The sequence below is a fragment of the Cellulomonas endophytica genome (genome assembly GCF_004123805.1).
Taxonomy (GTDB): domain Bacteria; phylum Actinomycetota; class Actinomycetes; order Actinomycetales; family Cellulomonadaceae; genus Cellulomonas; species Cellulomonas endophytica.
The window spans coordinates 33415-60093 of record NZ_RWJX01000006.1 but is presented as its reverse complement, the minus strand read 5'-3'; the positions used below and the strand labels follow the sequence as shown (position 1 = coordinate 60093).

Sequence of the window (26679 nt, the reverse complement as noted above, 5' to 3'; positions counted from 1 at the left end):
GTCACCGTGCCCCGACGGGGGCGACGGGCGCCACCGGGAGCCCCGCCGCCCGGCCGTCCGGCGCCACCGGGTTGCCCGTCCAGCGCGTCCCCGGGGGCAGGCGGTCGCCGCGCAGCACGAGGGACGCGGGCCCGACGAGCGTCCCGGCGCCGAGCTCGGCGGCCGGCAGGACGACCCCGTGCGGGCCCATGCCGGCACCGGCCCCGAGGCGGACGGTCCCCGTGCTGAGGACCCGGTCGTGGAAGAGGTGCGTCTGCAGCACGCAGCCGCGGTTGACCGTCGCGCCGGCGCCGAGCTCGACCAGGTCCGCCTCGGGCAGCCAGTACGTCTCGCACCAGGTGCCCCGCCCGATGCGGGCCCCCAGGCTGCGCAGCCACCACGTGAGCGCGGGCGACCCGGCGGCCGCCGGCCCGAGCCAGGGCACGGCGAGCTGCTCGACGAAGGTGTCGGCCAGCTCGTCGAGCCACACCCGCGCGCTCCACAGCGGGTGCTCGGCCACGCGGTGCCGCCCGACGAGGAGCCACTTCGCGGTGGTCGCCAGCGCGCACGCCACGGCGGCCGCGCCGAGGACCACCGGCCCGGCCAGCAGCAGGGCCGTGCCGATCCCCCGCCCGGCCGCCAGCGCCGCCAGCACGCCGAGCACGGCCACGGCCAGCGCGGCGGAGAGCACGACGGGCACGGCCCGGCACGCCTCGACGAGCGCCCGCGCCACCCGCAGCCGCGCCGGCGGGGCGAACGTCCGGGTCGCGTCGGCGTCCCCGGCGGTCCGGCGCAGCCGCACGGGCGGCGACCCGACGAAGGACTGGCCCTTGCGCGCGGTCCGCGGCGTGGTCGACAGCACGGCGACCAGCCCGCGCTTGGGCACCTTGCGGCCCGGCCCGATCATCCCGGAGTTGCCGAGGAAGGCGCGCTTGCCCACCACGCTGGGCGCGATGCGCATCCAGCCGCGGCCGAGCTCGTAGGACGCCAGCAGCGTGTCGTCGGCGAGGAAGGCCCCGGCGCCGACGGTCGTCATGCGCGGCAGCAGCAGCGCGGTCGAGGCCTCCACGTCCCGGCCGACGTCCGCGCCCAGCGCCCGCAGCCAGGCGGGGGTCAGCGCGCTGGAGTAGATCGGGAAGAGGGCGGTGCGCGCCTCGTCGAGCAGCCGGAGCGTGGCCCAGACGGCCCACCCGGCGCGGCTGCGGACGGGGTGGTAGCCCTCCGTGGTGGCGCGGCCGAGCGGCCGGACGACCGCGAGGACGACGAGGGCGTGCAGCACGAAGGCCGTCGCCGCCGCCGCGGGGGCCGCGAGCAGGGCCCGCCGCAGGGCGTCCGCGGGGTCCGTCACCGCGGGATCGAGCAGGCCGCCCAGCGCCAGGAGGACGACGAGCCCCGCCGCCGCCGCGCCGAGCGGCACCGCGGCCAGGACCGAGGCGCCGACGCCGTAGCCCAGCACCCACGCCCGGGCGCGCGGGGCGGAGGTGCGGGGCCAGTGCTCGCGGGCGGGGCCGTCGAGCCGGGCCGGCGAGCCGACCCAGCGCTCTCCAGGCGGCACGTGCCCGAGCACCGCGGAGCCGGCCCCGACCTCGGCGCCCTCCCCCACGCGCGTGCCCGGGGCCAGCGTCGTGCGCGCCCCGACGGTCGCGCGCCGGTCGACCCGCACCCGGCCCACGCGCAGCACGTCGCCGTCGACCCAGTGGCCGCGCAGGTCCACCTCGGGCTCCACGGCGCACGCGTCGCCGAGCACGAGCAGGCCCGTGACCGGCGGCGCCGTGTGCAGGTCGACGTCGCGGCCGACGCGGGCGCCCAGCGCCCGGGCGTAGGCGGCGGTCCAGGGCGCGCAGGACAGGCCCTCCGCGCCGGCGGCCCGCACCCACTGCTCCGTGAACCACAGCCGCAGGTGCACGACGCCACCGCGGGGGTAGGAGCCGGGCCGCAGCCCCCGCAGCAGGGTCCGCGCGACGAGCACGGAGGTGCCCATGCGGCCGAGCGGGCTGACGAGGAGCACCCAGCCGACGAGCGCGGCGGGCAGCGCTCCGGGGACGGCCGGCAGCCACGCGGGGTGCCGCCCCAGGGCGTCGAGGAGCGCGACGACCGCCAGCGCCCAGGTGAGCCAGCGCGCCCCGACGAGGGCGGCGGGGACGAGGCCGAGCGCCGCCTGCACCCACGGCACGTGCGCGGGCACGGGCCCGGGCGTCGCGGACGGGCCGGTCACCGTCCCGGCGGCGGGCGCGAGCTCGTCGAGGCGGTCGGCCAGGGCGCCCAGGCGCGGGTGCTCGTAGACGTCCGCGACCGTGACGGTCGGCCACCGCTCGCGCAGCGCCGCGACGAGCTGCGCCGCCACGAGGCTGCCGCCGCCGGCGAGGAAGAAGTCCTCGTCGGGCCCGGCCACGGGCGTGCCGAGGGCGGCGGTCCAGCGCGGCGCGACCCAGGCGGCGGTCGGGCCGAGCGGCGCGGCGGGGGCGTCGCCCGCGGTGGCCGGCGCGCCGGGCAGCGGCCACGGCAGCGCCGCCCGGTCGACCTTGCCGGACCCGCGCGTGGGCAGCGCCTCCACGGCGGCCAGCAGCGGGACGAGGGCGGCCGGCAGCCGCCCGGCCAGCACGGCGCGGGCCGCCGCGAGGTCCAGCGGCCCGTCGGCGGGCACGAGGTACCCGACGAGCACGGCGGTGCCCGCCGGCGTGGTGCGGACCGCGGCGGCCGCGGCGGCGACCCCGGGCACGGCCAGCAGCGCCGCGTCGACCTCGCCGAGCTCGATGCGCCGGCCGCCGACCTTGACCTGGTCGTCGGCCCGCCCGACGAAGACGAGGCCCTCGGGGTCGGCCCGGACGAGGTCGCCGGAGCGGTACGCGCGCTCCCAGCCGAGCTGCGGCAGCGGCGCGTAGGCGGCGGCGTCCTTCGTCGCGTCGAGGTAGCGGGCCAGGCCGACGCCGCCGATGACGAGCTCGCCCACCCCGCCGGGCGGCACGGGCGTGCCGTCGGGGGCGAGCACCTCCAGGTCCCAGCCGTCGAGCGCGTGCCCGATGCGCACGGTGCCGCTGCCCGTCAGGGGCGCGGCGCACGCCACGACGGTCGCCTCCGTGGGCCCGTACGTGTTCCAGACCTCCCGGTCGGGCGCGACGAGCCGGGCGGCGAGCTCGGGCGGGCACGCCTCGCCGCCGAAGACGAGCAGCCGGACGGCCTCGAGCTCGTCCGGGCGCCAGAGCCCCGCCAGCGTCGGCACGGTCGAGATGACGGTGACGCCCTGCGTGACGAGCCAGGGGCCGAGGTCGACGCCGCTGCGCACGAGCGCCCGGGGGGCGGGCACGAGGCACGCGCCGTGCCCCCACGCCAGCCACATCTCCTCGCAGGAGGCGTCGAAGGCGACCGAGAGCCCGGCGAGCACCCGGTCCCCCGGGCCGAGCGGGGTGCCCTGGAGGAACAGCCGCGCCTCGGCGTCGACGAAGGCCGCCGCGGACCGGTGGGTCACCGCGACGCCCTTGGGCAGGCCGGTGGAGCCGGAGGTGAAGATGATCCAGGCGTCGTCGTCGAGCCCCGGGTGCGGGGGCAGGGCTGTGCCCTCACCCGCCGCCGCGAGGAGGGACAGGTCGTCCGCGCCGAGGACGCGCACGACGCCGGCCTCGTCGAAGACCGTCCGCGCCCGCTCGTCGGGGTCGTCGGCGTCCACGGGCACGTACGCGGCGCCCGCGCGCAGGACGGCCAGCACGGCCGCGTAGAGCTCCACGGTCCCGGACGGGATGCGGACGCCGACGCGGTCCCCCCGCCGCACGCCCTCGGCGGCCAGCCCCGCGGCCGCCGCACCCACGACGAGCTCGAGCTCGGCGTAGCTCAGCGCGGTCGTGCCGTCGTCGAGCGCCGGCGCGTGCGGGTGCGCCGCGGCGGTCGCCGTCAGGACGTCGACGAGCGTGCGCGCGTCGGGCGCGCGGTGGGCGCGTCGCAGGCCCTCGTCCATCGGTCCGTCCCCCCGGCGTCCCCCGGGGCCGTCGGGTGCTGGCCTCCGCCCCGTCCCGCGACGGCCCGGCCCGCCGTGCGGCGCGACCGGCGCCGATCCTGCCAGGCCCGGGGCGCCGGTTCCGACGTGTCCAGGGACGGGACGGCCGGACCGGAGGCCGGGGGCAGCGGCGCGTCAGCCCGCGTCGAACGCCGAGGCCGGCAGGTCGCGCTCGTCGTCGACGAGGGCCCGGACGAGGCGGTCGGCCACCGCGTCCGGGTCCAGCCCCGCGCCCAGCGCGGGGGCGGTGCCCGTCAGCGGCCGCTCGGCCAGGCCCGTCCCGGTGTGCGGGGGCCGGGCGTCGACCACGCGCACCCCGCGGCGGCGCAGCTCGCGGGCCGCGGCGGCGTCGAGGGCTGTGAGCGCCGCCTTGCTCGCGCTGTAGGCGGCCATGCCGGCGGTCGGACGCTCGGCGACGACGGCGGACACGTGCAGCACCACGGGCGTGCGCCCCGCCTCCGCCGACGCGACGAGGTGCGGCACCGCGGCCGCCAGCAGCAGCGCGGGCGAGAGCGCGTTCGTCGCGAAGAGCGTGGCCAGCGTCGCCGCGTCCAGGTCCTCCACGGCCCCGAACGCCACCACCCCGTGCGCCACGACCACCGCGTCGAGACCGCCGAGGGCCTCCACCGCCGCGGCCACGACGCGGGCGGGCTCCTCCGGCCGCCGCAGGTCGGCGGGCAGCAGGGTGGCCCCCTCGGGCGCCGCGGCGGCCAGGCGGTCCGCGTCCCGGGCGACGAGGGCGAGCCGCGCGCCGGCCCCCGCCAGCCGCGCCGCCACCCGCGACCCGAGCCCCCCGCTGCCGCCGGTGACCAGCACGCGCCGCCCCGTCAGGTCCGCCACGTCGACCCCGCCCTCCGCCGCCGGCCGGCGGCCCCGTCGTAACGGGCCGGACGGCCCGCCGCCATCGTGGGCGTCCCCGCCGCCCCCGGCCAGCGCGGGTGCGCGCCGCCGCAGCCCCGGCACAGGAACGCCGGCCCGCAGGCCGCCGGCCCGGGGACCGCCGGCGGGGAACGCCGGCGCAGGAGCGACGGCACCGGGACGACCCGCCGGATCTGGGAGGATGGCGCCCATGTCCGATCACCTCCCCTCCGCCCCGTCCGCCCCGGCCGCCGCCCCCGGCACCGCGGTACCGGGGCGGTCCGTGCCGGACCGCGTCTCCCTCGACGGGATCGAGGAGCGCTGGGACGGCCGCTGGACGGCCGAGGGCCTCTACGCCTTCGACCGGACCGCCGAGCGCGCCCAGGTGTTCTCCATCGACACCCCGCCGCCGACCGTCTCCGGCTCCCTGCACGTCGGCCACGTCTTCAGCTACACCCACACGGACGTCGTCGCCCGGTTCCGCCGCATGCGCGGCGCCGAGGTCTTCTACCCCATGGGCTGGGACGACAACGGCCTGCCCACCGAGCGCCGGGTGCAGAACTACTACGGCGTGCGCTGCGACCCCTCCCTGCCGTACGACCCCGCCTTCGAGCCGCCCCTGCAGGGCGCGGAGGGCAAGAGCGTGCGCGCCGCGGACCAGGTGCCGATCAGCCGCCGGAACTTCGTCGAGCTCTGCGAGCGCCTCACGGCCGAGGACGAGGTCCAGTTCGAGGCCCTGTGGCGGCGCCTGGGGCTGTCCGTCGACTGGGGCATGACCTACCAGACGATCTCCGCCGAGGCCCGCGCGGTCGCCCAGCAGGCGTTCCTGCGCAACCTCGCCCGCGGCGAGGCGTACCAGGCCGAGGCGCCGGGCCTGTGGGACGTGACGTTCCAGACGGCCGTCGCGCAGGCCGAGCTCGAGGCCCGCGACTACCCCGGCGCCTTCCACCGCGTCGCGTTCCACCGCACGGACGGCACGGGCGCGGTCCACATCGAGACCACGCGCCCGGAGCTGCTGCCCGCGTGCGTGGCCCTCGTCGCCCACCCCGACGACGAGCGCTACCGCGACCTGTTCGGCACCACGGTCCGGACGCCGCTGTTCGGCGTGGAGGTGCCCGTGCTCGCGCACCCGGCCGCGGAGCCCGACAAGGGCGCCGGCATCGCGATGTGCTGCACGTTCGGCGACCTCACCGACGTCCAGTGGTGGCGCGAGCTCGACCTGCCGACGCGCTCGGTGCTCGGCCGCGACGGCCGGATCCTGCGCGACACCCCCGACTGGATCGCCACGGACGAGGGCCGGGAGCGCTACGCCGCCGTCGCCGGGAAGACGACCTTCTCCGCGCGCGAGGCCGTCGTCGCCGGGCTGCGCGAGACGGGCGACCTCGACGGCGAGCCCGTGGCCACGCAGCGCAAGGCGAACTTCTTCGAGAAGGGCGACAAGCCCCTCGAGATCGTCACGAGCCGCCAGTGGTACATCGGCAACGGCGGCCGCGACGAGGCGCTGCGGGCCGAGCTGCTCGCCCGCGGCACGGAGCTGGACTTCCACCCCGACTTCATGAAGGTCCGCTACGAGAACTGGGTCGGCGGCCTCAACGGCGACTGGCTCGTCTCCCGGCAGCGGTTCTTCGGCGTGCCGTTCCCCGTCTGGTACCCGCTCGACGAGCACGGCGAGGTGCGCCACGACGCCCCGCTGCTGCCCGGCGAGGACGCGCTGCCCGTCGACCCCTCCTCCGACGTGCCCGCGGCGTACACGGAGGACCAGCGGGGCGTGCCCGGCGGCTTCGTCGGCGACCCGGACATCATGGACACGTGGGCGACGAGCTCCCTCACGCCGCAGATCGCCGGCGGCTGGCGGACGGACCCCGACCTGTTCGCGCGGGTCTTCCCCATGGACCTGCGGCCCCAGGGGCAGGACATCATCCGCACCTGGCTGTTCTCCACCGTGGTGCGCTCGCACCTGGAGCACGGCTCGCTGCCCTGGTCGGACGCGGCGATCAGCGGCTGGATCCTCGACCCCGACCGCAAGAAGATGTCGAAGTCCAAGGGCAACGTCGTGACGCCGATGGGGCTGCTCGAGGAGCACGGCTCCGACGCGGTGCGGTACTGGGCCGCCTCCGCGCGGCTCGGCACGGACGCGGCCTTCGAGGTCGGGCAGATGAAGATCGGTCGCCGCCTGGCCATCAAGGTCCTCAACGCCTCGAAGTTCGCGCTGTCGTTCGGCGCGCCCGACGAGCCCGTGGTGCTGGACCCGGCCCTCGTCGTGGACCCGCTCGACCGCGCGATGCTCGCGGGGCTGGCGGACGTCGTCGACGCGGCCACCGCCGCGCTCGAGGCGTACGACCACACCCGCGCGCTCGAGCTCACCGAGACGTTCTTCTGGACGTTCTGCGACGACTACCTCGAGCTCGTGAAGGACCGCGCCTACGGGGCGGGCGACGCCGAGGGCGAGGTCGGCGCCGGCACGGCGTCGGCGCGCGCCGCGCTCGGGCTCGCGCTCGACGCGCTGCTGCGCCTGTTCGCACCCGTGCTGCCGTTCGCCACGGAGGAGGTGTGGTCCTGGTGGCGGGAGGGCTCGGTGCACCGCGCGCCGTGGCCGACGTCCGCGGGCCTGCGCACGGGGGCCGGCGACGCCGTGCCGGCCGTGGTCGGCGCCGCCGGGTCCGCCCTGGCGGCCCTGCGCAAGGTGAAGTCGGAGGCGAAGGTCTCCATGCGCACGGAGATCGAGCACGCCGTCCTCGTGGTGCCCGCCGCCCTGCGCGACGGCGTCGAGGCGGCCCTCTCCGACGTCCGGGCCGCCGGCCGCGTCACCGGCACCCTCGGGCTCGCCGTCGCGCCGGAGGGCGCCGAGGGCGTCGTGGCGCAGGACGCCCGCCTGGTCCTGCCCGCCGACGCCGGAACCCGCTGACCCCGCCGCCGCCCCACCCCCGACCCGGGAGCCCCGCACCGATGCGTGAAGCCGTCTCCGAGACGCTCGTCGTCCCCGACGCCGCCCTGTCGATCCCGGGCCTCCTGGCGCAGCGCCTGGCCGACGACGCCCGGGGCGTCTTCGCCGAGCGCCGCGGCGGCGGCGGCGCGGACGCGGACGCGTGGACGCCCGTCCTCGTCGAGGAGTTCGTCGCCGAGGTGCGGGCGCTGGCGAAGGGGCTCGTCGCCTCGGGCGTCGCCCCGGGCGACCGCGTGGCGATCATGTCGCGCACCCGCTACGAGTGGACGCTCGTCGACTTCGCGGTCTGGGCCGCGGGCGCCGTCGGGGTGCCGGTGTACGAGAGCTCGTCGGCGGAGCAGGTCCGCTGGATCGCCGCGGACGCCGGCGCCCGGCTCGCGGTGGTCGAGACCGCCCGCCACGCCGCCACCGTCGCGCAGGTGCGGGACGACCTGCCGGGGCTCACCGAGGTGCTCGTGCTCGACGAGGGCGCGGTCGGCACGCTCGTGGAGCGCGGCCGCGCGGCGGGCGTGACGGACGACGAGGTCGTGCGCCGCGGCGGCCTCGCCCGCGGCGACGACCTCGCGACGATCATCTACACCTCGGGCACGACGGGCCGTCCCAAGGGCGTCGAGCTCACGCACGGCAACTTCGTCGCGCTCGCGCTCAACGGCGCCGCCGGCCTCGGGGAGGTCGTCTCGACGCCCGGTGCCCGCACCCTGCTCTTCATGCCGCTGGCGCACGTCTTCGCGCGTTTCATCGAGGTGCTGTGCGTGCCCTCGCGCGCCGTGCTCGGCCACGCGCCGGACGCGAAGCACCTGGTGGCGGACCTGGGCTCGTTCCGCCCCACGTTCCTCCTGGCCGTCCCGCGGGTCTTCGAGAAGGTCTACAACTCGGCTGAGCAGAAGGCCGGCGCCGGCGGGAAGCTCAAGGTCTTCCGCTGGGCCGCGAACGTCGCCACCGCGTACTCGCGCGCGCAGGAGGACGGCGGCCGGCCCTCCGCGCGGCTGCGGGCGCAGCACGCGCTGGCCGACCGGCTCGTGCTGTCGAAGCTGCGGGCGACCCTCGGCGGCCGGTGCGAGTGGGCCGTCTCCGGCGGCGCACCCCTGGGCGAACGGCTCGGCCACTTCTACCGGGGCGTGGGCCTGAAGGTCCTCGAGGGCTACGGCCTGACGGAGACGACCGCGCCCACCGCGGTGAACCGCCCGGCGCTGACGAAGATCGGCACCGTCGGCCCGGCCTTCCCCGCCACCGCGCTGCGGATCGACGACGCGGGCGAGATCCTCGTCCGCGGCCCGCACGTCTTCCGTGGCTACCGCCACCAGCCCGAGGCGACGGCCGAGGCCCTCGTCGACGGCTGGTTCCGCACGGGCGACCTCGGGACGCTCGACGACGACGGCTACCTGCGCATCACGGGCCGCAAGAAGGAGATCATCGTGACGGCGGGCGGCAAGAACGTCGCCCCCGCCGTGCTCGAGGACCGCCTGCGCGGGTACCCCATCGTCAGCCAGGTCGTCGTCGTGGGCGACGGGCGGCCCTTCATCGGCGCGCTCGTCACGCTCGACGCCGAGATGCTGCCCGGGTGGCTCGCGTCCAAGGGGCTGCCGGCGATGGACGTCGAGGCCGCCCGCACCGACCCGCGCGTCCTCGCGTCCCTGGACGCCGCCGCCGAGCGCGCGAACGAGGCCGTCTCCCGCGCGGAGTCCATCCGCAAGCTCCGCGTCCTGCCCGGTGACTTCACCGAGGCCAACGGGTACCTGACCCCGTCGCTCAAGGTCCGCCGCGCCGCCGTGCTCAAGGACTTCGCCGGCGACGTCGAGGCCCTCTACGTCGACGAGCGCCCGGCCGCCGACCGCCCCGACTGACCGGGAGCCGCCCCGACCCCCTCCCCACGAGATGCCGCTCCCGACCGCTCCGGGCCGCCCGGACCGACCCGGACCGTCATCTCGTCGAGGGGGGATCGCGCTCGGGGTGCGCCCGGCGCGGCCCGGTGAGCGGTCAGGCGCTCGGCCCGGCCGATGCGTCCTGGGCCAGCGCCTCGTGGTGCCGGATGACCTCCTCGACGATGAACGCGAGGAACTTCTCCGCGAACACGGGGTCGAGGTCGGCGTCCACGGCCAGGGCGCGCAGCCGCGCGACCTGCCGCGCCTCGCGCGCGGGGTCCGCCGGGGGCAGGCCGCGCTCCGCCTTCAGCAGGCCGACCTGCTGCGTGGCCTTGAAGCGCTCCGCGAGCAGGTGCACGAGGGCGGCGTCGATGTTGTCGATGCTGTGCCGCAGCCGCGCGAGCTCCGGCGGCGTCCCCGCGTCGGCGAGGGCGGTCGGGGGGTGCGCGGCGCTCGCCGGTGCCGGCGCGGCCGCCGGGGCCTCGCCGTCCTGCCCTGCCACCGGCCTCAGGCCGACTTCTCGCGCGGGGAGCGCTTCTGGCGGGGCGTGTCCCGGGGCACGAGCGTCGGGTAGACGTTCTCGAGGACGACCTCGCGGTTGACGACCACGCGGGCCACGTCGTCGCGGCTCGGCACCTCGAACATCACGCGCTGGAGGACCTCCTCCATGATGGCCCGCAGGCCGCGCGCACCGGTGCCGCGCAGGAGCGCCTGGTCGGCGATGGCCTCCACCGCGTCGTCCGTGAACTCGAGCTCGACCCCGTCGATCTCGAACATCCGCTGGTACTGCTTGACCAGGGCGTTCTTCGGCTCCGTGAGGATCCGCACGAGCGCGTGCTGGTCGAGCTTCGACACCGACGCTACCACGGGCAGGCGGCCGATGAACTCGGGGATTAGCCCGTACTTCTGCAGGTCCTCGGGACGGACCTCGCCGAAGAGGTCGTCGTCCTCGCGGGACTCGAGCAGCGGGGCGCCGAAGCCCACGACGCGCTTGCGGGCGCGGGCGGCGATGATGTCGTCGAGACCGGCGAAGGCCCCGGCCACGATGAACAGCACGTTCGTCGTGTCGATCTGGATGAACTCCTGGTGGGGGTGCTTGCGCCCGCCCTGGGGCGGCACGGAGGCCGTGGTGCCCTCGATGATCTTCAGCAGCGCCTGCTGCACGCCCTCGCCGGAGACGTCGCGCGTGATCGACGGGTTCTCGCTCTTGCGGGCGATCTTGTCGATCTCGTCGATGTAGATGATCCCCTGCTCGGCCTTCTTGACGTCGTAGTCGGCGGCCTGGATGAGCTTGAGGAGGATGTTCTCGACGTCCTCGCCGACGTAGCCGGCCTCCGTCAGCGCGGTAGCGTCGGCGATCGCGAAGGGGACGTTGAGCATCTTCGCCAGCGTCTGCGCGAGGTAGGTCTTGCCCGTGCCCGTGGGGCCGACGAGCAGGATGTTGCTCTTGGCGATCTCGATGCGGTCGTCGCCGGAGCCGGGCGAGCGCGGGGTCTCCCCCGCCTGCACGCGCTTGTAGTGGTTGTAGACGGCGACGGCCAGCGCCCGCTTGGCGGGCTCCTGGCCGATGATGTAGCCCTCGAGGAAGTCGAAGATCTCGCGGGGCTTGGGCAGCTCGACGAGGCCGACCTCCGTGGCCTCCGCCAGCTCCTCCTCGATGATCTCGTTGCACAGCTCGATGCACTCGTCGCAGATGTACACGCCAGGACCGGCGATGAGCTTCTTCACCTGCTTCTGCGACTTGCCGCAGAAGGAGCACTTGAGCAGGTCAGCACCGTCCCCCATCCGAGCCATGTGCCTCTCCCCTCCTCTGCGCCCCGCGCGCTGCGGGCCGTGCGTGCCACCTCCCGCCCGGTGGGCGGTGCCGGCGGCCGCGCCGCTCGCACACCATTCCACACCACCGCGGCGGGCCTGTCAGCCGACCGTCCACCGCCTCCGGCGTGTCGGCCCCGGCGACCGGCGCGCGGGGTGCGCGCCGGTGGCCGGGGCCGGGGTCGAGCGGTCCTGCTCGGTGCGACCGGGTGTCAGGCCGGGTGGACGACCGTCGGCCGGACGCCCTTGCGGCTCTCGAGCACCTGGTCGACGATGCCGTACTCCTTGGCCTGCTGGGCCGTGAGGATCTTGTCGCGCTCGATGTCGAGCTTGACCTGCTCCAGGTCGCGCCCCGTGTGGTGCGCGATCGTCTCCTCGAGCCACTCGCGCATGCGGATGAGCTCGTTGGCCTGGATCTCGATGTCCGAGGCCTGCGCGTACCCGCCGCCCTGCATGGCCGGCTGGTGGATGAGCACGCGGGCGTTCGGGAGCGCCAGGCGCTTCGTCGGCGTGCCCGAGGCGAGCAGCACCGCCGCCGCCGAGGCGGCCTGCCCGAGGCAGACCGTCGCGATGGGCGAGCGGATGTACTGCATCGTGTCGTAGATCGCCGTCAGCGCCGTGAAGGAGCCGCCGGGCGAGTTGATGTACAGCGTGATGTCGCGCTCGGGCTCGATGCTCTCGAGCACGAGGAGCTGGGCCATCACGTCGTCCGCGGACGCGTCGTCGACCTGGACGCCCAGGAAGATGATCCGGTCCTCGAACAGCTTGGTGTACGGGTCCTGCCGCTTGAAGCCGTAGGGCGTGCGCTCCTCGAACTGGGGCAGCACGTACCGGCCCGCGGGGCTCGTGGGGGCCAGTCCGCCGGGGCCGGCCAGGCGGGCGGCACGGGTGCCGAACGCGTACTCGTCGCTCACGGGTGTCCTCTCAGGGGTGCGGGTGTCGGGGCGGGGACGGTGCGGGCCGGGCTCAGGAGCCCGTGCCGCCGCCCCCGGTGACCGAGCCGGAGCTCGTGACGACGTGGTCGATGAAGCCGTACTCCAGCGCCTCGTCCGCCGTGAACCAGCGGTCGCGGTCGGCGTCCCGGTTCACCTGCTCCGTGCTCTTGCCCGTCTGCTGCGCGGTGAGCTCGGCGAGCACGTTCTTCATGTGGAGGATCAGCTGGGCGTTGATGCGCACGTCGGTCGCCGTGCCGCCGATGCCGCCCGACGGCTGGTGCATCATCACGCGGGCGTGCGGGAGGGCGTAGCGCTTGCCCTTCTTGCCCGAGGAGAGCAGGAACTGCCCCATCGAGGCCGCCATCCCCATCGCGATCGTCGCCACGTCCGGCTGGATGTACTGCATGGTGTCGTAGATCGCCATGCCCGCCGTGATGGAGCCACCCGGCGAGTTGATGTACAGCCAGATGTCCTTGTTCGGGTCCTCCGCCGCCAGGAGCATCATCTGGGCGCAGATGGCGTTCGCGTTCTCGTCGCGCACCTCCGAGCCCAGCCAGACGATCCGCTCCCGCAGCAGCCGGTTGAAGATGCTGTCGTTGAGGCCCATGCTCGCGCCGTCGGACCGCGCCACCGCCGGCACGCCGATGGCGTCCGCCGTCGCGCCCCGGCCGATCGCGGCCATGTCCATGCCTCGCTCGTTCACGCCGTGCTCCCTCGTGTCGCCGCTGTGGGGCCGGGTCCGGGGGCTGCTCGCGCACCCCTCGATCGGCCTGGAGCGACCCTAGCCCGCACCACCGACGCGCCCGCTCCCCCGGCGCCCCTTTTCGCTGTCGGCGCATACCCCCCGGGCCCGTGCCGGCGGCCCGGACGGAGGACGGCGGCCGGACGCGCGGAGAGGCCCCGCGCCGTGCGCGGGGCCCCTCCGGTGCTGCGTCCTGCGGTCGTGGCGACGGCGTCAGCCCTTCGCGACGGGCTGGGCCTGGCCGGCCCCGGCCTCGTCGCCACCCTCGAGCGCGTCCTCCTCGGCGACGGCGACCTCCGTCGCCGTCTCCTCCGCGAGGTCGTCCGCCGTCGTGCCGGCGTCCGCGGCCTCCTCGGCCTCGACCGCGGCGTCCTCCTCGTCGGAGCCGATGAACTCCGACAGGTCGACGGGGGCGCCGGAGGCGTCCGTCACCTGCACGCGGCGCAGGGCGACGGCGAGCGCCTTCGAGCGCGCGACCTCGGCGACCATGGCGGGCACCTGGCCGTTCTCGTCGATCGTCTTGATGAAGGTGTTCGGGTCCATGCCGTACTGGCGCGAGGCCGCGACGAGGTACTCCACGAGCTCGTTCTGGCTCACCTTGACGCCGAGGTGCTCCGCGAGGGTGTCGAGCACGATCTGGTTGCGCAGGGCGGTCGTGGCCTGCTCCTGCACCTCCGCGCGGTGCTCGTCGTCCTCGAGGCGGCCCTCGGACTCCAGGTGCCGGACGACCTCGGCCTCGACGACGCCCGCGGGGACGGGCACCTCGGCGTCGCCGACGATCTTCTCGAGCAGCAGGTCCCGCGCCTGCACGGCCTGGCCGGACGCCTTGCCCTTGCCGGCCTGCTCCCGCAGGTCCGCGACGAGCTCGTCGAGGGTGTCGAACTCGCTCGCCAGCTGCGCGAACTCGTCGTCGGCCTCGGGGAGCTGGCGCTCCTTGACCTGCTGCGCCGTGACGGTGACGGAGGCCTCCTCGCCGGCGCGCTCGCCGCCGACCAGGGTGGAGACGAAGGTCGTGGTCTCGCCGGCGGAGAGGCCGGTCAGCGCCTCGTCGAGGCCCTGGAGCATGTTGCCCGAGCCGATCTGGTAGCTGATGCCGGAGACCTGGTCGACCTCCTCCTCGCCGATGGTGGCGACGAGGTCGAGGACGACGTAGTCCGTCTCCTGCGCGGGGCGGTCGACGCCGACGAGCGTGCCGAAGCGCTCGCGCAGCGCGTCGAGGCGGGTCTGCACGTCCTCGTCCGAGACGTCCAGCCCGTCGACGGTGAGGGTGAGGGCGTCGAGGTCGGGGAGCTCGACGGTCGGGCGGACCTCGACCTCGGCCGTGAACTCGAGCTGGCCCTCCTCCTCGCCCTTCACGAGGCCGGGGACCTTCGTCACCTGGACGTCGGGCTGGCCCAGGGGGCGCAGCTGGTTGTCGCGGACGGCCTGCGCGTAGAAGCCGCCGAGGCCCTCGTTGACCGCGTGCTCGATGACCGCGGGGCGGCCGACGCGCTGGTCGATGATGCGCGGCGGGACCTTGCCCTTGCGGAAGCCGGGGACCGTCACCTGCTGCGCGATGTGCTCGTACGCGTGCGTGATGCTCGGGCCGAGCTCCTCGTACGTGACCTCGACGGTCAGCTTGACCTTGGTGGGGTCCAGGGTCTCGACGGCGCTCTTCACTCTTGTGCTCTCCCAGCAGTCGGGTCAGGCGGGCGGGCGTGGTGCACGCGGGCACCGGGGGCGCACCGCGACGGCACGGCACGCGTGCGACCCTCGATGGTACGTCAGGAGCGCGCCGCCGGACGCACCGGCCCGTGGCCGGACGACCCGCCCGGCGCGGTGCCGGCACCGCCGGCGGCGCCTCGCGCCCGACGCGCGGACGCCCGGCGCCGCGCGTGGGCGGCACCGGGCGTCCGTCGGGTCAGCGGGCGACCGCGCGGTGGCGGCCCTGCCGGTGCGTGTCGCCGCCCATCGTCAGCAGCGACTCGTCGGGGGTGCTGGCGTCCTCGTAGCGCAGGATCGCGCCGACGCCGTCGACGAGCTCGACGGAACCCGTCTCCGCGAACGTGATGCCCGCGTCGGAGCCGACCGCCGCGTCGACGAGCGCGATGTCCGCGCGCAGCTCGTCGCCCTCCCCGTCCTGGACGCCCAGGGACGCCAGGTCGTCGGCGGACAGGCCCAGCTGCAGGGGGTCGGGGCCCACGTGCAGCCGCCGGTCCGCCAGCGGCGAGCCGGGCAGCGTGGTGGCCTCGTCGAGGACGAGCTCGCGCACCTGGGCGCGGCGCAGGGCGTCGACGACGTCCGCCAGCCCCGTCACCGCGGCGCCGGCGCGGCCGCGCTCCTGGCGGAACACGTCCAGCACGGCCTCGCGACGACGGGCGCGCACGACGTCGAGCGCCTCCTTCACGCGCGACTCGAACACGTCCGTCTTGACGCCCTCCGCGCGGGACCCCCCGGACAGCTCGACGAGCAGCTCCTTGTGCGTGGGGTTGACCGCCTCGCGCACGAGGGCGACCGCGCGGACGTCCCCGGTGACCAGGACCGCCTCGGGGTGCTTCTCCCCGGCGATGCGGTCGATCTCCGCGGCGACGGCCGCGGCGTTGCGCTCCCAGGAGTCCTCCGCCCGGGACTGGAACCGCCGCTGCGACCAGCCCCCGGTGGGCACCTTGCGCAGCTCGTCGTGCCCGCCCTCGACCGTCGTCTCCACGTCCTGGCCGGGCACGCCGGTCCCGTACGACCACGTGAGGTTGGCGCCGGAGCGGTCGACCTCGACGAGGAGGTGCGGCACCTCCTCCTCCCCGGCGCGGGCGGCGCCGAGCAGGGCCGGCTCCGAGGCGCACACGGCCTCGTCGCGGGCGGGCGGGACCGGGAGGACGCGGTCCAGCAGCACGCCCTCCGTCGTCGCGACGAGGATCCGCCCGTGCCGGCCGCCGACACCCGTGGCCTCGGCGACGCGGTCGTCCAGGTTCGCCAGGACCGTCTCGTCGCAGCCCTGCTCCAGGAGGTCCCGGCGCAGGCCCTGCCACCGGTCGCGCATCTCCCGGTCGGCCCGCGTGTCGGCGCGCGTGGCGTCGATGTGCACGGTGACGAACGGTCCGGGACGACGGACGAGCGGCTTGAGCCAGTCCAGCTTCATGTGGGCACCTCCGACTGGTGGGCGGGGCGTCCTGCGCGGACGCCGACGTCCGTCCCACTGTGGCCCCCGACCCGGGGTGTCGCCACCCGATCGGGTGTCGGAGCGCGACCACCCCGCGGAGGTGCCGCCGGCGCGCTGCGCTGCTCCGCGCGGGACCCACGGCGGACGGTGGCATGCGGCGGCGCACCCTCGTCGGGATGGCGGGATTCGAACCCACGACCTTCCGCTCCCAAAGCGGACGCGCTACCAACCTGCGCCACATCCCGTGCCCGCCGGAGTCTAGTGGCGGCGCGCGCCGGGGCCGGGGCCCGTGTCCAGCCGCCACCGGCCGCCGGCCGGCTGCCGGTCAGCCGCCGGTCGGCGACCGGTCAGCGACCGGCGGCGAGGGCGTCGAGGCGCCGCAGGATCGCGCCCTCGCGCAGCGCCCAGGGGCAGATCTCGACCTCGTCGACGCCGAGCGCGCGCATCGCCTCCTCGGCGACGACCGCTCCCCCGACGATCTGGAACGTGCGCTCGGCCGTGATGCCCGGCAGCTCCTTGCGCCCCTCCGGCGTCATGCGTGCCAGCCGCGGCACCCAGTCGGCCAGCTGCGAGCGCCGCATCCGCCAACGCTCGTCGGGCCCGACGACGGCCACCTGCATCCCCGAGAGCCGCGCCAGCGACCGGAACGTCTTCGACGTCGCCACCACGTGGTCCGGCGCCGGCACGCCCCGCAGCTCGGCGACGGCCGGGGCCAGGGTGCGGCGCACGTGCTCCCGCAGCCCCTTGACCTGCCCGGGACCGGCGGGGTCGTCGAGCAGGAACATCGCGGTCGTCCGGCCCGCGCCGAGCGGCACGGACAGCGCGACGTCCGGCTCCTCGTCGACCCCCGACGCGATCTCCAGCGACCCGCCGCCGATGTCGAGCAGCAGCAGCCGCCCCGCGGCCCACCCCACCCAGCGCCGGGCGGCGAGGAACGTCAGGCGCGCCTCGTCGGGGCCGGACAGCACGCCGACGGGCACGCCGAGCCGCTGCCCGATCTCCGCCAGCACCGCTCCCCCGTTCCTGGCGTCACGCAAGGCGGACGTCGCCATGGCGAGCAGCTCGTCGTACCCCTGTGAGCGGGCGAAGGCGAGGCCGGCGTCGACGCCCGCGAGGATGAGCGCGACCCCCTCGTCGCTGATGGAGCCGTCGGGCTGCAGGTAGCGCATGAGGCGCACGACGGAGCGCTGCGACCCCACCGGGGACGGCCGCGCGCCGTGCCGCGCGTCGACCACCTGCATGTGGACCGTGTTGGACCCCAGGTCCAGGACCGCGAGGCGCTGCGTCGTCATCACGCCCGGGACGGTAGCGGCCCCGAGCGGGCGGGGCGACGAGCGCCGCCCCACGACCGGTACCCTGGGCGGCGCGGTCGGGTCCCCCGGCGGCGGCCCGCCCCGGCGAGCGGCCACCGATCAGCGTCCTGACCTGCGCGGACGTAGCTCAATGGTAGAGCCCCAGTCTTCCAAACTGGCTACGCGGGTTCGATTCCCGTCGTCCGCTCCAGCATCACCGCAGGTCAGAGCCGCGACGGAGCGGCTCTCGGAGGCCCGGCGACGGACCCGGTTCAGTTCCAAGAGTTCTCGCTACGCTCGGATCTGGCGGGCTTCAGTACCCACTCAGTACCCAGCCCCGCCACCGACTGGCTATCAAACGGCGGGGGTGAGCGGTCGGTGCCCAGACCGTTCGGCGGCGTGCGGCAGCAGCGCGGGTGGTGGCAGGCCTACTACCCGGGGACCGACGGCCGCCGCGTGCACGAGACGACGCGTTTCACCTCCGCGGAGGCCGCCCGGGAGTGGCTCGACGACCTCGCCGCGGAGCGGGAGCGCGGCTCCTGGAGCGACCCTGCGGCAGCGCACCAGCGCTTCGACGTCTACGCCACGACGTGGCTGTCGACGGCGCAGATCGCGCCGACGACGAAGAGCCTGTACGCCGGCTACCTCGACAACCACCTGCTGCCCACGTTCGGGCTGCTCGAGCTCGGGCAGATCCACCCCGCGCTGGTGCGCTCCTGGTACGCCCAGATGGAGGCCAAGGCTGCGCCGACGGCCCGCGCCCGCTCCTACGCGCTGCTGCGCCAGGTGCTCAACGTCGCGGTCGACGACGGCGCGATCGTCGTCAACCCGTGCCGCATCAAGGGCGGCAGCGTCACGCGGCACAAGGTGCGCGCGATGCCGGACCTGGAGCAGGCGCGGCAGATCGCCGCCCTCCTGCCCGACCGGTGGCAGTTCCTCGTGCACCTGGCGGTCATGTCGACCGCTCGCTACGGCGAGCTCGTCGCGCTGCGCCGGCGGGACGTCGACGTGCTGCGGATGACGGTGTCGGTCGAGCGTCAGTGGTACCGCGGGAGCTTCCGCGACACGAAGCGGCCGGCGTCGGAGCGCGTCATCCACCTGCCGAAGACGATGCGGCCGGCGCTGGAGGCGCACCTGGCCGCCTTCGCCGGGCCTGGGCCGGAGGACCTCGTCTTCCCAACCCGCAACGGCACTCCCCCGCCCAACAACTGGATCGACGCCCTCGTGAAGCGTGCCGCGGCCCAGATCGGGCTCGAGGGCGTCACCTTCCACGCCTTCCGCGACCTCGGCGGCACCCTGGCGGCGCAGACCGGCGCGTCGACGAAGGAGATCATGCGCCGCATGGGCCAGTCCACGCCGCGCGCCGCGATGCTCTACCAGCGCGCCGCCGACGAGCGCGACGAGGCCATCGCGGACCGCATCGCCGCTGGCTCCGTCGACGGCGCCCGAGTCCTGCCGCTCCCCGACCGATCGCCGCGCTCAGGCCGAGCCGACCTCCCGCAGCACCGCCCGAGCTGACAGCAGGGGGCCGCCGTGCCTCGGTCGAGGCACGGCGGGCCGCGCCGGCGTCGCCGCCCGGCGACCGGCCCGCCGTCTCGGCGCCGGCGGGGTGAAGGGCTGCGCGGGCACGCGGTGCTCCTCGACCCACGCGTCGAGGTCCGTCCGCAGCCACCGCACGGCGTCCCGCGCGCCGTCACCTCGTCCGCGCAGCCGGACGTGCGCGATCTCGCCAGCCGCGGTGGCCGTGCGCAGCATGGTGACGCTGATGCCGAGCACGCCCGCGGCGGCACGGGCGTCGAGCAGCACACCGACTGCCGCCTCCCCGCCGTGCCGGGCTGTGCGGTCGTCGCGCGCCGTCATCGCTCCTCCAGCCAACCCGTGCGTCGTCGAGCAGGACATCCAGGAGCCATGAGCACCTCTGCTACGCCAAGACGCGATGCCGACGCCCGTCATCACGATCTGCCCCGAGATCGTCATCGGCTCGTCATCGCCTCGCCGATGACGAGCCGATGACGCATGCAGTTCAGCTTGGGGCTGTCGGTGCGCGGCGAGGGAACAGCGAGACGACCGAGTTGCCGTCGCGCTCGCAGGCGAGGTCCGAGCAGGCCGGGCTTGGAGTCCTACGGCCCGAGCGCCACGCTCAGGCCCCGGTCCACGTCGAGCTGCAGCGCCAGAGGCAGCATCCCGACGCGCTCCTCGAGGTCGGTCTTGTCGAGGGTGACCACGGCCGGTGACATCGACGACGGAGTCACAGGGAAGGCCCGTGGCCGCGGCCGGCAGGGACACGGTGCCAGGCATCGCCGCGAGGGCGACGTTGGTCGTGATGACGACGGCGATCACCGTGGCGATGCGGCTGTCGTTGGAGCGCTGCCCGGACACGACGACGACCGGCCGGCGCTTCCCTGGCCAGGATCCGACGGGAGCGCCGAGATCCACCCAGTGGATCGCGCCCCGCTCGATCACCAGTCGTCGTCCTGCGCGAGCACCCGACGCCCGGCGGCGACCGCAGCCGACGTCGTCCCGTCCTCGCCCGGAGGAACGGTCGCCAGCGCGTATCGATCTGCTGCGTGAGCGAGGCGCGGTCGAGCCCGTCCAGCTACCGCTCCGCGGCGCGGGCGAAGAATTCGGACCGATTCATGCCGAGATCGGCGGCGCGCCGCACGACCCGTTCAAAGGTGCCGTCCGGGACAGAGATGGCGACCTTCACGGCTCGAGCATGACCGGGTACAACCAGACGCGGCAACGCCGCCCGTGTCCCGTTCCGGGGCGTGACCGGGCGGACCGGTTGTTGTGGCGGGGCAGGACGCACGTCGCCGCGGCAGCCCCGATCACCGCTGCGACGTCGCGGGGATTCTGACCGGGCCGGCTCGGACTCCTGTTCCGAGGCATCGGCGTCGCAGGATGACGCTCACCTGCCGTATCGCTGACGCGCGGCCTGTCGGCTGACGCCGAGCATCCGTCCCAGCTCCGCCCAGCTCTGCCCGCGCTCGTGGGCCGACCAGACCGCGCTGGCCAGCTGGGCTTCGCACTCCTGATGCAGCTGACGAATGGCCCGGCATCGCGTCAGCACCGTGGCGAGTTCTCCATCGTCGCCCGCGGTCTCCCCTGTCTCGATGCCGCGCTCGAGCCCTCCTCCGGCGCCGGCATCGTCAGGGTCTCCTAGGTCATCGAAGGAGACGGGCCAGGGAGTCGCATGCGACGAGAGCCCGAGGAGGCGGCGCCGACCGTCAGCCGCCGCCCCTATCGCAACCGAGACCGCTCGGGCCGCTGCCGCCTGGCGAGCGCGCTCCCGCCGAACCTGGTCGCGCCGTCTGCCCATAGGCGCCTCCCCTCCACCTCAACAGGTGAGGCCCCGCAGGCGCGGAAGACGCGCTCCCCGAGCACAGGCTCAAGCAGCCGCGGAGCCGACGACACCACCGGCTGCTGGCGCGGCGCCACACCGGGGACCGCGGGAGTCCCGGACGCCCAGACACCGTGGCCGGCATCTCCAGGTGAGCCGTGGCTGCCTATGCCCCGGCCAACCCCGGCAGCTCGCGCACGGATTGCGGCCAGCAGACTGGCGGCAGAGGCGGGCGTCGACATGGCGCACCAATACGCGTGGCTTCTGCAGTGTTTCTCTAGCGGCGCCACCTGTGAAATACAGCCCTTCGCCTCGTCGACGCCGCCCTGGCGATGGGACGCCCCAGCGCCCACGCCGTACGCGCGGCTCACGCGTCAAATCGAGCGAGGAACAAAAAGCGCCAGCACTGCGACCGTCGCGCCTCGTGCTCCCCACGCGGGCGCCGGGGACGGACTGGCGCCACTCACGGGCTCGTCACCGGGGACACGCCCGCTCTGACGGGCGCGGCCCCTCCCCGCCGCGATGCCCGCCAGAGCGCCGCGAGGGGCGCGCCGCCTGAGGGTGCCGTGCTGCCGCCGAGCTCCCACCGCCGGCTCGCGACGGGCGACAACGACCGTTGCCAAGAGGAGTTGACTCTTCTGGCACCACGGCTCGGCGTGGCCGCGTGAGTGGGTCTGCAGAGCCAGTGACAGACGACGAGCGCCCCCGATGACGGCCCGCCGTCATCGCCACGGGCCGACTCAACACGGGCTCACGGCTGACCGCGGCGGCCCCTGTCACCCTCTCCGGGCCGCGCTCACCAACGCACGGTCATGCCGATGTCCGCGAGGTCATCGAGCACCACCCCATGTGCCATCTCCATTGCCTCCCTTGCGCTTTGTGTTGCGGGGACGCAACATGTGAGGGTGGTGGACAAGGCGAAAGAGTCGGCAGGCGCGAAGCACCTGCACAACCGCCTCGCGGTGCTGCGCGCCGAACGCGGCATCACCCGCCGCCAGCTCGCCGAAGCGGTCGACGTCAACGTCCAGACCATCGGCTTCCTCGAACGCGGCGACTACGGCCCCTCCGTCGAACTCGCCCTGCGCCTGGCCGGCCACTTCGGCCTCCCCGTGGAGGCGCTCTTCTCCCTCACCCCCTTCCCACCCATGTCAACGCAGCTCTACCCCGCCCCCATATCCCCCAAGGCGCCCGCTGAGGCACCCACGGCAGTGCCCGCCCAGGCAGGAGCCAGCACATGAACCCCATCGGGACCGAATACCGTGCGCACCGACGCGCCGCTACCCATGCCCGACTCCAGGAACAACGCCAGCAGCCGCTGCCGGCGTGGCTGGCCACCCACACCGCCCGCCGCGCGCTCGCCCTGCTCCCCGCGGCCACCTTCGCCTTTGGTGTCCTGGCCGCTACCGTCGGCGACTTCGACCCGGCGTTGGTCGTGTTTGCCATCGCCCCGGCCAGCTACGCCTTGGCCGTGCTGCGCCGCGCGACGCGGATGTTGGACGACGCACCGGAGAACCTGCTCGACGAACGCGAGATCAGCGACCGCGACCATGCTTACCGCCGCGGCTTCAACCTCACCCTGTCGTTGCTGGGTGTGCTGGCAGTCCTGGCGGTCCTCGACAACCTCCTGGTTGACAAGGCGGGCGTGCAGCTCGTCGAGACCGGGGGCTGGACGACGTTGCTCGTCGCCTCGTTCCTCACCGCCACCATGCTGCCCGCCGCTGCCCTGGCCTGGACCTGGCGTGAACCGGTCCCCGAGGGCGACGGCTTCAACGAGTAGCCGTCCTCACAGACGACAAGTCTCGACAGGCCGCGGAACGCGACGCTTGGTCCGCTCAGACCCCGGACAACTTCACGGTCATGCCGCTCCGGGGGCAGTTGCGCTCGCCGAAATCTGCCGCTGGTCGGACGTCCGGATCTGCCGCGAGGCGGTCGGTCTTCTGACGGGCTGCGGTCGCGCGAGTCGGCTGACACCGGGGTATCGCTACGCTGGCGAGGCAGTCCCTTGCGCGGCCAACTTGGCGGTAAGGGCGCACTCGGGTTGTCCTCGCGAGAGGTTCAAGAAGGCCAGGAAGTAGACCCCGGTGCGCCGCCGCGCTCGCCCCGCTGGTTGGACGGCCGAAGGCCCGATCTCCTAGGTGCGGCTGACAGCGGGGCCGCGCTCGCCCGGATCTGCCGCGATGCGAGCGGCTGCCGTCGTAGGCAACTCCCGTGGCGCCGGGCGCACACTTCGCCCTCAGCGGCCAGCTAGTTCGCGGAGCCGGCTGGTTGCTCGCGCGCGAACGTGCCGGCTGAAACCCCTCTCGGCTAGGACCCGCAGGACGGGTATATCGGAGGCTTGGTCGCACACAGCTCGCTGCAGCCAGTTGGACCAGCCAGAGCAGTCGACGTCCGCGCGCACACGACCGGCGACCGCGTCGGCGAGGACGCTGACCTCATGTGCGTGCTTGCGTAGGTCGCGTCCGGCGTCCCCCTCAGGGACACGTGCAAGCGCATCCGCGGCCCACGCAGGTCGTTCGAGCAACTCCCACAGGACCGCGCGCTGAAGAACGGCGTCGGGCTCATGGGACTGCTGCAGGTCTGGTTGACACTCGGGGTGAGTGGTTCTCAGGCCGCTGGGGCGGTCGTGTAGATGGTCTCAAACTCGACGGGGGTCAGGCGTCCGAGGCGGCGTTGGCGGCGTCGGTTGTGGTAGCTCCTCTCGATCCAGATGACGATGGCCATGCGCAGGTCGGCGCGGGTGGCCCAGCGCGAGCGGTTCAGGACGTTCTTCTGCAGGAGTGCGAAGAAGCTCTCCATGGCGGCGTTGTCGCCGGCTGCGCCGACGCGTCCCATCGATCCGACGAGCTCGTTCCGGTGCAATGCGGCGACGAATTTCCGGGACCGGAATTGACTGCCTCGGTCGGAATGGACAACGCATCCTGCGACTGCCGCGGCTCCGCCGCGGCGGGCAACTGCGCTGGTGAGGGCGTCGACGGCAAGCTTGGACTTCATCCGGTCGGAGATGGAGTACCCGACGATCTTGTTGGAGAACGCGTCCTTGATGGCGCAGCAGTACAGCTTGCCCTCGGCGGTCCAGTGCTCGGTGATGTCGGTCAGCCACAGCTGGTTCGGCCGGTCCGCGGTGAACTGGCGTTGGACGAGGTCGTCGTGCACCGACGGGCCCGGGCGCTTGGTCCTGCCGCGGCGGCGCGAGTGGGCGGAGAACACGCCCTGCATCGAGCACAGCCGCCACACGCGGCGTTCGCCGACCTGGTGACCGGCGGCGACCAGGTCCTCCCAGACCATCCGGTACCCGTAGCCGGGGTCCTCGGCGTGCGCGTCCAGGGCCTCGTTCGTCAGATACGCGTCCGTCAGGTCCCGCTCGCAGACGGGCTGAGGGAGCCACTTGTAGTACGCCTGGGTCGAGAACCCCAGCACCCGGCAGGTCACCGCGACCGGCACCCGCACAGGCGTCGTTGTCGCGGCCAGGTCACGGACCAGCGGGAACATCATTTTGGGGAGGGCAGCACCGCCTGCGACAGGTACGCGGCGGCCTTGCGCAGGACCTCGTTCTCCTGCTTCAGCAACCGGTTGCGGCGCCGCAGGTCCCGCAGCTCGGCCGATTCGCTGGCCGTCACGCCGGGCCGGTTGCCGGCCTAGACGTCAGCGGCCTTCAACCAGTTCCGCAGGCACGACTCGGAGATGTTGAAGTCCTTCGCGATGTCAGCGATCGGCGCCTCACCGCGGCGCGCGACCGCCACGACGTCATCGCGGAACTCCTTCGGATGGGGCTTGGGCACGGGGCACATCCTTCCAGCGGGGACCACAGTCCCCACAGGTCAGGTGTCAACCGAACCTGCAACAGTCCCCCGTCACCAACGTGCTGGCCGAGTACAGCTAGGCCGGGTCGGCGCCCGTCGTCATCGCCGGGACGGCGGCCAGGGGCGGACGGACGAGCATCGCGCGCAGACGGTCCGCGTCGACGTTCGCCCCGAAGGGCGCGGTGCCCGGCTCGAGCGCCGCGCCGTCCGCCAGGCGCCCGGCGACGACGGGGTCGAAACCCAGCCCGTCGACGAGCGCCGCCACGACCGCGACGTCCTCGGTCCGGTCGCCCGCGAGCGCGATCGCCTTCCGTCCGGCCGCCCCACGAGGGCGTGCCCCGGCCTCGAGGTCGTGGTAGCCCATGTGGTTGAAGGCCTTGACCACCCGCGAGGCGGGCAGGGACGCCTGGACGATCTCGCTCGTCGAGGTGCCCGCGTCCGTGAGGTCCGGGCGCACCCCGTCGACCTCCCACCAGTAGTTCATCGCGTCGACGACGAGCTTCCCGGCGAGCGCGTCGGCCGGGAGGGTGCGGTACCTGCCCAGGGGCAGCGCCAGCACCACGACGTCCGCCTCCCGCGCGGCGTCGGCCGCGGTGGTCGCGACGGCGCCCGGGGCGAGCACCTCGACCGTCAGCGCGATGCGGGAGGGGTCGCCCGAGCCGGCGACGAGCACGCGGTGGCCGGCACGGACCGCGAGCCGGGCCAGGACCGTGCCGACCTTCCCGGCACCGAGGACGGCGACCGTGCTCATGCCCGGGCCCGGGCGTCGGCGCCGCCGCCCTCGTCGCCCGACCCGCCGGACACGGCCGATCCGGCCGCGACGCCCGTGCGGGCGGCGAGGAGCTCGCGCACGCGCGGCACGACGACGTTGCCGTAGAGGTCGACCGCGTGCATCCGCGCCCGCACCGGGGTGCTGCCGGTGGTGTAGACGAGGTCGAAGCGGCCCACGTCGAGGGTGCCCACGGCTGCCGCGATGCGCCTCGCCACCGTCTCGGGCGACCCGATGTAGAGCGAGCCCTCGGCGACCTCCGCCTCGAACTCGTCCCGGTGGATCGGCGGCCACCCACGCAGCGCGCCGATGCGGTCGCGCAGCACCCGGTAGCGCGGCCAGACGAGCTCGACGGCCTCCCGGTCGGTGTCCGCGACGAACCCCGGGGAGTGCATCCCGACCGGGTGCGCCGTCGTGCCGAGCTGCTCGGCGGCCCGCCGGTACAGGTCGACGTAGGGGGCGAACCGCGCCGGGTCCCCGCCGATGATCGCGAGCATGAGGGGCAGCCCGTAGCGGGCGGCGCGGATCACGGACTGCGGCGAGCCGCCCACGCCGACCCAGGTGTCCAGGTGCCCCGAGTCGGTGCGGGGGAACACCTCCGCCTCGTGCAGCGCCGCACGCGTCGTCCCCTGCCAGGTCACCGGCCCCTCCTTGAGGAGCTCGGCGAAGAGCGCGATCTTCTCCTCGAAGAGCACGTCGTAGTCCGCGAGGTCGTACCCGAACAGGGGGAAGGACTCCGTGAAGGACCCGCGGCCGAGGATCACCTGCGCCCGGCCGCCCGAGAGGGCGTCGACGGTCGCGAAGCGCTGGAAGACCCGCACGGGGTCGTCGGAGGACAGCACGGTGACGCCCGAGGCGAGCGTGATCCGCTCCGTGCGGGTGGCGATCCCCGCCAGCACCGTCTCGGGGGTCGAGATCGCGTACTCGGGGCGGTGGTGCTCGCCGAGGGCGATGACGTCGACGCCGCTGCGGTCCGCCAGCACCGCCTCCTCGACGACCTGCCGGATGGCGTCCGCGTGGGAGAGCAGCGCCCCGCGGTCGTCCTCCGGGACGTCACCGAACGTGTCGAGACCGAACTGGATCCGTCCGGTCGTCCCCGTGCTCGACGTGGTGGTCATGCCTGCACTGCCTCTCTCACGGCGTTCGCGCGAGGCGTCGGGCCTCGTGCCGGCGGCCGACGGGCCCGTGCCCCTCGTCGTGCCGCTGCACCCGCCCAACAACA

At 74.8% G+C, this 26679-nt stretch carries 17 protein-coding genes, 2 tRNA genes and 2 pseudogenes; 6 read left to right on the top strand and 15 right to left on the bottom strand.

The features are described 5' to 3' along the window. Nucleotide 1: 1 nt before the first annotated feature. The gene (locus EJA20_RS03275) at nt 2-3928 is read right to left on the bottom strand and encodes a Pls/PosA family non-ribosomal peptide synthetase (RefSeq protein WP_129336739.1); all 3927 of its coding nucleotides are present in this window, start codon (nt 3926-3928) and stop codon (nt 2-4) included. 174 nt (nt 3929-4102) lie between these two features. Continuing rightward, on the bottom strand, nt 4103-4807 hold the full coding sequence (locus tag EJA20_RS03270; protein WP_205687341.1) for an SDR family NAD(P)-dependent oxidoreductase: 705 nt from the start codon (nt 4805-4807) through the stop codon (nt 4103-4105). 229 nt (nt 4808-5036) lie between these two features. Between EJA20_RS03270 and valS the strand changes: the two genes are divergently transcribed. Further along, nucleotides 5037-7730, top strand: a complete 2694-nt coding sequence (gene valS / locus EJA20_RS03265) for a valine--tRNA ligase (RefSeq protein ID WP_129336738.1) — start codon at nt 5037-5039, stop codon at nt 7728-7730. Nucleotides 7731-7771: 41 nt separating this feature from the next. Continuing rightward, nucleotides 7772-9613: an AMP-dependent synthetase/ligase gene (locus EJA20_RS03260; protein ID WP_129336737.1), complete on the top strand. Its 1842-nt coding sequence runs from the start codon at nt 7772-7774 to the stop codon at nt 9611-9613. Nucleotides 9614-9746: 133 nt separating this feature from the next. Here the strand turns inward: EJA20_RS03260 and EJA20_RS03255 are convergent, their stop codons facing one another. From EJA20_RS03255 to EJA20_RS03220, 8 genes are all read right to left on the bottom strand, one after another. Beyond that, nucleotides 9747-10133 (bottom strand): chorismate mutase, encoded by a 387-nt coding sequence (locus EJA20_RS03255; protein WP_129336736.1) that lies wholly within the window; start codon nt 10131-10133, stop codon nt 9747-9749. 5 nt (nt 10134-10138) lie between these two features. Continuing rightward, on the bottom strand, nt 10139-11425 hold the full coding sequence (clpX, locus tag EJA20_RS03250) for an ATP-dependent Clp protease ATP-binding subunit ClpX (protein WP_129336735.1): 1287 nt from the start codon (nt 11423-11425) through the stop codon (nt 10139-10141). Nucleotides 11426-11655: 230 nt separating this feature from the next. Further along, nucleotides 11656-12357: an ATP-dependent Clp protease proteolytic subunit gene (locus EJA20_RS03245; RefSeq protein WP_129336734.1), complete on the bottom strand. Its 702-nt coding sequence runs from the start codon at nt 12355-12357 to the stop codon at nt 11656-11658. Between the two features lie 52 nt (nt 12358-12409). Then, on the bottom strand, nt 12410-13060 hold the full coding sequence (locus EJA20_RS03240) for an ATP-dependent Clp protease proteolytic subunit (protein WP_129336777.1): 651 nt from the start codon (nt 13058-13060) through the stop codon (nt 12410-12412). Nucleotides 13061-13333: 273 nt separating this feature from the next. Further along, the gene (gene tig, locus EJA20_RS03235; RefSeq protein WP_129336733.1) at nt 13334-14779 is read right to left on the bottom strand and encodes a trigger factor; all 1446 of its coding nucleotides are present in this window, start codon (nt 14777-14779) and stop codon (nt 13334-13336) included. A 241-nt stretch (nt 14780-15020) separates the two neighbouring features. Next, nucleotides 15021-16235, bottom strand: coding sequence for a baeRF2 domain-containing protein (locus EJA20_RS03230; RefSeq protein WP_129336732.1), 1215 nt, complete (start codon nt 16233-16235; stop codon nt 15021-15023). A gap of 192 nt (nt 16236-16427) precedes the next feature. Then, a tRNA-Pro gene (locus EJA20_RS03225) sits at nt 16428-16501 on the bottom strand. 102 nt (nt 16502-16603) lie between these two features. Further along, nucleotides 16604-17548, bottom strand: coding sequence for a Ppx/GppA phosphatase family protein (locus tag EJA20_RS03220; RefSeq protein WP_129336776.1), 945 nt, complete (start codon nt 17546-17548; stop codon nt 16604-16606). 137 nt (nt 17549-17685) lie between these two features. Here EJA20_RS03220 and EJA20_RS03215 point away from each other — a divergent pair. Both EJA20_RS03215 and EJA20_RS03210 read left to right on the top strand, forming a co-directional pair. After that, nucleotides 17686-17759 (top strand) — tRNA-Gly (locus EJA20_RS03215). A 167-nt stretch (nt 17760-17926) separates the two neighbouring features. Next, nucleotides 17927-19066: a tyrosine-type recombinase/integrase gene (locus tag EJA20_RS03210; RefSeq protein WP_129336731.1), complete on the top strand. Its 1140-nt coding sequence runs from the start codon at nt 17927-17929 to the stop codon at nt 19064-19066. On the opposite strand, the gene EJA20_RS03205 is transcribed toward EJA20_RS03210, so the two are convergent. Together EJA20_RS03205 and EJA20_RS19890 are read right to left on the bottom strand one after the other, a co-directional pair. Beyond that, on the bottom strand, nt 19028-19525 hold the full coding sequence (locus EJA20_RS03205; RefSeq protein WP_129336730.1) for a helix-turn-helix domain-containing protein: 498 nt from the start codon (nt 19523-19525) through the stop codon (nt 19028-19030). The genes EJA20_RS03210 and EJA20_RS03205 overlap by 39 nt on opposite strands. 315 nt (nt 19526-19840) lie before the next feature. Continuing rightward, nucleotides 19841-19984: pseudogene (locus EJA20_RS19890) on the bottom strand (type II toxin-antitoxin system PemK/MazF family toxin); the annotation flags it as partial. Between the two features lie 1809 nt (nt 19985-21793). Here EJA20_RS19890 and EJA20_RS03190 point away from each other — a divergent pair. Continuing rightward, nucleotides 21794-22126: a helix-turn-helix transcriptional regulator gene (locus EJA20_RS03190; protein ID WP_240674954.1), complete on the top strand. Its 333-nt coding sequence runs from the start codon at nt 21794-21796 to the stop codon at nt 22124-22126. After that, nucleotides 22123-22665 carry a hypothetical protein gene (locus tag EJA20_RS03185; RefSeq protein WP_129336729.1) on the top strand — a complete coding sequence of 181 codons (543 nt, stop codon included), beginning with the start codon at nt 22123-22125 and terminating at the stop codon, nt 22663-22665. Before EJA20_RS03190 ends, EJA20_RS03185 begins: the two co-directional genes overlap by 4 nt. A gap of 827 nt (nt 22666-23492) precedes the next feature. Here EJA20_RS03185 and EJA20_RS03180 read toward each other — a convergent pair. The 3 genes and pseudogenes from EJA20_RS03180 to EJA20_RS03170 all read right to left on the bottom strand — a co-directional run bounded on the left by EJA20_RS03180 (nt 23493) and on the right by EJA20_RS03170 (nt 26575). Beyond that, a pseudogene (locus tag EJA20_RS03180) lies at nt 23493-24667 on the bottom strand (IS3 family transposase). Nucleotides 24668-24764: 97 nt separating this feature from the next. Continuing rightward, a complete protein-coding gene (locus tag EJA20_RS03175) occupies nt 24765-25439 on the bottom strand; it encodes an NADPH-dependent F420 reductase (protein WP_129336728.1) in 675 nt (224 codons plus the stop codon). Next, entirely contained in the window at nt 25436-26575 is a 1140-nt protein-coding gene (locus EJA20_RS03170) for an LLM class flavin-dependent oxidoreductase (RefSeq protein ID WP_129336727.1), read from the bottom strand. Before EJA20_RS03170 ends, EJA20_RS03175 begins: the two co-directional genes overlap by 4 nt. Between the last annotated feature and the right edge of the window lie 104 nt (nt 26576-26679).